Genomic DNA, 6,258 nt, shown 5'->3' with positions numbered 1-6,258 from the left:
CAACCTTGCGATCGCCTCGCGCACCACGTTGCGGCTGACGCCGAAGGTCGTCGCCAGCGCCTGCTCGGTCGGCAGCTGGTCGCCGGGCTTGAGGCGCCCCTGCGCGATCTCGCGCGAGATGGAACTCGCCACCAGGGTGGAGAGATGCGGACCGCGATTGACCTTGTCGAGTTTCAGCGTCATCGCTCACCTATAGTCGACGGCGGATGCGGACGCCAGAATGCGGCCGTTGCTCAGGATATGGCGCGGATCGAATGCCTCCTTGATGCCTGCAGCAAGGTCGAGCGTCACCGGATCGATCCGTTCGAGAAACGCCTTCTGCTTGACCCGTCCGATGCCGTGCTCGGCGCTGATCGAGCCGCCATAGCGGTCGACGACGGCAAAGATCTCCGCCTCGGCCTGCTCGAACAGATGCTCGATCGCTTCAGCGCCCATGCCTTCCGGCGGCACCACATTGAGATGGATGTTGCCGTCGCCGACATGGCCGTAGGTGACGGCCAGCGCATCCGGGCGCGCCCGCTGCAATTCGAACAGCGCGTCGGTGACGAAATCGGCGAGCTTCGAGATCGGCACCGAAACGTCGGTGCGCAGGTAGCGGCCGCCGCGGCCCTGCCGCTCGACCATGATCTCACGATAGAGCCACAGCCGCTCGGCCTGAGCCCGCGTCGAAGCGACGATGCCATCCTCGACGATATCGGCGACGCCGCCGAGAAAACCGAGAAGCATGGCGGAGAGGTCGATCAGCCCGCCGGAGGACACCTCGATCAGCACATAGGCCGGGTAGGGCTTGTTGAGCGGATCGGCAAAATCCTTGCCCTCGCGCATGGTGATCTCGATGCCGCCGCGCAGGATCAGTTCGAACGCGGTCAGCAGGTCGCTGCAGTCGCGCCGCGCCCGCGCATAGAGCGCCATCGCGTCCTCGACCGAGCGCAAGCCCACCAACGCGGTCTCGATCTGCGTCGGCTTGGGGAACAGCTTCAGCGCGGCAGCGGTGACGATGCCGAGCGTGCCTTCCGAGCCGATGAAGACCTGCTTGAGGTCGTAGCCGCGATTGTCCTTGCGCAGCACCTTCAGCCCGTTCCAGATGCGGCCGTCGGCCAGTACCACTTCGAGCCCGAGCACCAGGTCGCGCGTCATGCCGTAGCGCAGCACGTTGAAGCCGCCGGCATTGGTGGCGACATTGCCGCCGATGCGGCAGCTGCCTTGCGCGCCGAAGGTGATCGGCAGCAGGCAGTCGCTCTCCTCGGCGGCGCGCTTGGCCTCCTCGAGGATGCAGCCGGCCTCGACCACCATGGCGAAGTCGATCGGGCTGATCGAGCGGATCCGGTTCATGCGCTCCAGCGAGATGACGATCTCGCCGCCATCCGCCGCCACCGCCGCACCGACGAGGCCGGTCAGGCCGCCTTGCGGCACGACGGGGATGCGTTCGGCATGGCAGTGCCGCATCAGCGCCGACATCTCCTCGACCGAGGCCGGACGCGCCACCGCCAGCGGGCGGCCGAAATGGTCGCCCGACCAGTCGCGGCTGTAGCGCGCCAGATCCTCATCCGCGGTCAGCAGCCCACCATTCGGCAGCACGCCGGCCAGGGCAGCGATCAGCGATGCGGAGGTGGGCGGCACGGCATTCATGAATGGACTCTGGACCCCTGGGAAAAACGACTGGACAACCACCGTTCTTGTCGTGTTATCATACAACCCTGATTTAGAACATCAAGTGAGGCCACGTCCCGACCCGCCGTTTGATGTGGATGGTCAGACCCGCAAATCACCCAATTCGGAGGACTTACCCAATGAGCGACGCCCCGGGCTTTCGCTATATGCACACCATGATCAGGGTGCTCGACCTCGACAAGTCGATCGCCTTCTACACCGAGGTTCTCGGCATGACATTGCTGCGCCGCGACGACTATCCCGGCGGCAAGTTCACCAACGCCTTTGTCGGCTATGGGCCGGAGGACAAGGAGGCCGTCGTCGAGCTGACGCTGAACTGGGGCAGGGAAGAGCCCTACGAGATCGGCACCGGCTTCGGCCACCTGGCGCTCGGCGTCAACGACATCTACGCCGTCTGCGCCGAACTCGAAAAGCGCGGCGCCAAGATCCCGCGCAAGCCCGGACCGATGCAGCATGGCACCACCCATATTGCTTTCGTCGAAGACCCGGACGGCTACAAGATCGAGCTGATCGGCCTCGACACGATGTGATCTGACCAAGCGGGGTCGCATCGGGCTTGTGATGCGACCCCGTCCTGTCCGCGCTGGCTTGGGAGGCGGTGCGGATCGAGCTGTCACTTGATGACCGCGATCTTGCTGCGGTCGATGGTGATGGCGACGGCGGCGATGAGTACCGCGCCGAACACCATGTTTTCCAGGAAAATATTGACGCCGACGAAGGTCATGCCGATGCGCACGATCGAGATGATCAGCGCGCCGACCGCGGTCCGCGCCACGCCGCCCAGTCCGCCGGTGATGGCGGTGCCGCCGACAATGACGGCGGCGATGGCCGGCAAGAGCAATTGATTGGCAAGCACCGGCGAGCCGCTCGACAGTCTTGCCGCCAGCACCACGCCGGCGACAGCCGCCAGCATGCCTGAAGCGGCGAAGGCGATGATCTTGGTGCGGTCGACATTGATGCCCGCCGCCCAGGCGGCCGGTTCGCCGGCGCCGACGGCAATCGCCTGGCGGCAAAAGCGCGTGTAGCGTAGCGCCAGAAAGGCGGCGATGCCGATGACCGCCGAGATCAGCACCACCACCGGCACCCCGGCGACCGTGGCGTTGATCCAGGCGGTGTTTTCGCGGCCCGCTTCCTCGATGGTGATGGCGCGACCGTTGGAGACCCAGAGCGCCAGGCCGGTGACGACGCCGCCGGTGGCGAGCGTCGCCACGAAGGACGGCACGCGCAGCTTGACATGGACGATGCCGCTCAATGTGCCGAAGGCAAGCCCGGACAGGATCGCCACCGGGAACGCGGCAAGCCCTAGCGAAGGCAGCAACTGCGCCAGGATGACGCTCGCCAGCGAGGCGACCGCCTGGATCGACAGGTCGATGCCGCCGAGCAGAATGGCGAAGGTGACGCCGGTCGCCAGGATGAACAGCACGGCGGTGTTGGCGAAGAGCAGCGCTACGGTCTCGCCGGTCAGGAAGCCGGGCGCGGCGAGTTCGATGATCAGCAAAAGCGCGACCAGCAGGACCAGGGGAATGGCGCCCTGCGTCCACTTGCCTTCGAACACCTGCCTGATGGAAAAACCTTCACTCATCGGTTCATACCATCGCTCGCAGTAGATCAACCTGGTTCGGCTTCTTGCCCGGGGTGGCGTCGAAGCGCGCGGTGATTTCGCCGTCGCGCATCACCAGCACCTGGTGCGACAGGCCGATCGTCTCTTCCAGCGTGTCGGAAATCAGAAGGATCGCCACGCCTTGCGCGGAGAGATCGCGGACCAGTTCGTAAACCTCTTCCTTGGCGCCGACATCGAGGCCGCGCGTCGGGTGATCGAGCACCAGGATGCGCGAGCCCGCCGTCATCCAGCGCGCCAGCACCACCTTCTGCTGGTTGCCGCCGCTGAGCTTGCGGCAGGCGGCATCGGGGCCGGGCGCCTTGATGCGCAGCCGCTTGATCCAGTCGGCGGCGAGCCGGCGCTCCTTGCCATAGTCGATGGCGCCATGGCGCATGACGCTGGAGAGATCGGCCAGCGAAATGTTCTCGGCGATCGACAGGAACATCACCAGGCCTTCGAGCCTGCGCTCGCGCGGCACATAGCCGATCCCCTTGCGCACCGCCGGCTCCGGCGAGGCGAAGCGCACGGCGTCACCGGCGATTTTCATTTCGCCGGCATCGTGCTGCAGGAAGCCGCCGATGGTGCGCGTGACTTCTTCGCGGCCGGAGCCGACGACGCCGGCAATGCCGACGATCTCGCCGGCCCTGATTTTCAGGTCGACACCGTGATAGGCACCGTTCGCGCCCAGTCCCCTGGCCTCGACCATGACCGTGTCGCGCGGCGCCTGCTGGCGAGCCTCGCGGTAATATTCGGCCTGCAGGCCGCGCCCGACCATGATCTCGTGCAGCTCCGGCGCGGTGACCTCGGCCGCGCGGTGTTCGGCGACGACCGCGCCGTCCTTCATCGTGTAGACGCGGTCTGATATCGCCAGCACCTCGTCGAGACGGTGCGAGACGAAGACGAAGCTGGCGCGCGATTTGAGCGAGCGCACGCGCGCGAACAGCACTTCGATATCGGCGGCGTTGAGCACCGAGGTCGGCTCGTCGAGCAAAATGAGCAACTGCCGTTCGACCACTTCCTCCAATGTCAGCGCCTTGGCCAGCTCGACCATCTGGCGCGCCGCGAAGGTGAGTTCGGAGGTGCGCGCCGTGACATCGATGTCGATGCCGATCTTGGCCAACTGCCGGCGCGCCGCCGCGTTCATGGCGCGCCAGTTGACGATGCCGAAGCGGGTGAAGCGATCCTCCTCGCCGAGATAGATGTTTTCGGCGACGGTCAGATTGAGCACCAGCGACTGTTCCTGGAACACCATGCCGATGCCGTGCCGTGCCGCGTCGCGCGGACTGCGCATGCGCAGCTGTTCGCCGTCCAGCGTCAGGCTGCCGCCATCCGGCCGGTAGCTGCCGGCCAGCACGCGCATCAGCGTCGACTTGCCGGCGCCGTTCTCGCCGATCAGGCCTACCACCTCGTTCGGCCGGACTTCGATCGAAACGTCGCGCAGCGCCTGGACGCCGGGAAAGTTCTTGATGATGCCGGATGCGTTCAGCATGGCGCTCACTTGACGATCCTGAGGCGAACGCGATCGAGCGACAGCGCCACCGCGGCGATGATCATCAGGCCCTGCACGGTCTGCTGGATATAGGGCGAGATGCCGAGCAGGATCATGCCATTGGCCAGCACGGTGACGATCAGCACGCCGATCAGCGTGTTGACGACGCCGCCTTCGCCGCCGGTGAGCGCCGTGCCGCCGACGACGACGGCGGTGACCGCTGCGAACAGCCTGCCGTCACCGATGACGGCATGCGACTGGCCAAGCTGGGCAGCGGCAAGCACGCCCGATATGCCGAAGAAGAAACCGGCCAACGCAAAGGCGGTGATGCGCACACGCACCACGTTGACGCCGGAGAGCTTGGCGACATCCTCATCACCGCCGATCGCCAGAATGTGGCGCCCGAGCTTGGTGTGGTACTGAATGACGGCGGCGAGCAGGAAAGCGCCAAAGGCGACCCAGACTGCCACCGGCAAGCCCAGGAAACGGTGCAGTGCGAGGTCGCGGATCGAGGCGTCGTTGAGCCGGATCGCCGAGCCGCCCAGCATATAGACTGACAGGCCAAGGCCGATGAACCACATGCCGAGCGTCGCCATGAAGGAGGGGATGCGCAGCATGGTCTGGACGAGGCCGCTGACGAACCCCATCGCGGTGCCGGCGACAATTGCGGCGAGCACCGCCCACCAGCCATAGTCATTGGCGTTCGCGTCATTGGCGGCGAGCAGCACCACCACCATGGCCGACACCGACAGCGTGCCCTCCACGGAGAGGTCGATGCTGCCCATCAGGATGATGAAGGTCAGCCCCATGGCCAGCGTCAGCGGCACGGCGGCCGAATTGGCAAGCCGCACCAGGTTGCGCAACTCGATGAAATTGGGATTGGCGATGGCGATCAGCACGCAGAGCACGATCAGCACCGCCAGCGGCGCCAGGCTGCGCCAGCGCCTGCCACCGAACACGGTGGCGATGCGGCCGGGGAGAACTGTCATAAGCGTCGTCCGCTCGATGTCCGAAACGGACTTCAGGGGTTCTGTATGGATTGTCAAGAAACCGCTTCCCGTCTGCTGATGACAGCCGTCGCGACGAGGGGATCGCGACGGCTGCGGGAGGAAGCGGGCCACCAGGGAGATGCGGCCCGCTCCGGTTGATCAGGTGCGGATGGCTCCAGTCACCCGGCCCCACAGATCGTTCCAGTCGATCTCCGGCTTGGAATCGACATTGGTCTTGTAATATTCCTCGACATTGTCATGCGAGATCAGCACCGCCTTGCCGTAGAACTCGCGGTGTTCCGGCGGCTCCTTGGTCGGATCGAACTTGCCGATCTTGGCGTTGTAGCCGATGGCGAGACCCATGCCGCCCTGCCAGAACGGATCGGACGTAACGGTGCAGGCGAACTCGCCCGTGCGCACCGCGTCGACCGCCGTATTGATGCCGTCGACGCCGACGATCGGCACCTTGCCGGCAAGGTTCTCGGCGCGCAGCGCTTCGAGTGCACCGG

General features: G+C 65.6%; 6 protein-coding genes and 1 pseudogene. 1 reads left to right on the top strand and 6 read right to left on the bottom strand.

Annotated elements, in window-relative coordinates; all coding sequences use genetic code 11:
• Positions 1-183 (bottom strand): GntR family transcriptional regulator (locus EN884_RS21410; protein ID WP_164895088.1); only part of this gene is annotated, 183 nt, incomplete at its 3' end.
• Between the two features lie 3 nt (positions 184-186).
• Positions 187-1,629, bottom strand: coding sequence for an FAD-binding oxidoreductase (locus tag EN884_RS21405; RefSeq protein WP_063170666.1), 1,443 nt, complete (start codon positions 1,627-1,629; stop codon positions 187-189).
• Positions 1,630-1,790: 161 nt separating this feature from the next.
• On the opposite strand from EN884_RS21405, the gene gloA reads away from it, so the two are divergent.
• A complete protein-coding gene (gene gloA / locus EN884_RS21400; RefSeq protein ID WP_019856614.1) occupies positions 1,791-2,201 on the top strand; it encodes a lactoylglutathione lyase in 411 nt (136 codons plus the stop codon).
• A gap of 83 nt (positions 2,202-2,284) precedes the next feature.
• Here the strand turns inward: gloA and EN884_RS21395 are convergent, their stop codons facing one another.
• The 4 genes and pseudogenes from EN884_RS21395 to EN884_RS21380 form a co-directional block, all read right to left on the bottom strand.
• Complete coding sequence (locus EN884_RS21395; protein ID WP_128360725.1) at positions 2,285-3,253, bottom strand: ABC transporter permease; 969 nt, start codon at positions 3,251-3,253, stop codon at positions 2,285-2,287.
• Between the two features lie 4 nt (positions 3,254-3,257).
• Complete coding sequence (locus tag EN884_RS21390) at positions 3,258-4,760, bottom strand: sugar ABC transporter ATP-binding protein (RefSeq protein ID WP_063170882.1); 1,503 nt, start codon at positions 4,758-4,760, stop codon at positions 3,258-3,260.
• 5 nt (positions 4,761-4,765) lie between these two features.
• A complete protein-coding gene (locus tag EN884_RS21385; protein ID WP_063170664.1) occupies positions 4,766-5,749 on the bottom strand; it encodes an ABC transporter permease in 984 nt (327 codons plus the stop codon).
• 159 nt (positions 5,750-5,908) lie between these two features.
• Positions 5,909-6,258: pseudogene (locus EN884_RS21380) on the bottom strand (substrate-binding domain-containing protein); the annotation flags it as partial.

The organism is Mesorhizobium sp. M7A.F.Ca.AU.001.01.1.1 (genome assembly GCF_004022735.1).
GTDB classification, from domain to species: Bacteria; Pseudomonadota; Alphaproteobacteria; order Rhizobiales; family Rhizobiaceae; genus Mesorhizobium; species Mesorhizobium ciceri.
This window is presented reverse-complemented; position numbering and strand designations above follow the sequence as displayed.

What these genes read in the sequence shown, in the direction of transcription:
- EN884_RS21405 (WP_063170666.1), bottom strand. Translation starts at nt 1,629, where the DNA reads ATGAATGCCGTGCCGCCCACCTCCGCATCGCTGATCGCTGCCCTGGCC.
- gloA (WP_019856614.1), top strand. Translation starts at nt 1,791, where the DNA reads ATGAGCGACGCCCCGGGCTTTCGCTATATGCACACCATGATCAGGGTG.
- EN884_RS21395 (WP_128360725.1), bottom strand. Translation starts at nt 3,253, where the DNA reads ATGAGTGAAGGTTTTTCCATCAGGCAGGTGTTCGAAGGCAAGTGGACG.
- EN884_RS21390 (WP_063170882.1), bottom strand. Translation starts at nt 4,760, where the DNA reads ATGCTGAACGCATCCGGCATCATCAAGAACTTTCCCGGCGTCCAGGCG.
- EN884_RS21385 (WP_063170664.1), bottom strand. Translation starts at nt 5,749, where the DNA reads ATGACAGTTCTCCCCGGCCGCATCGCCACCGTGTTCGGTGGCAGGCGC.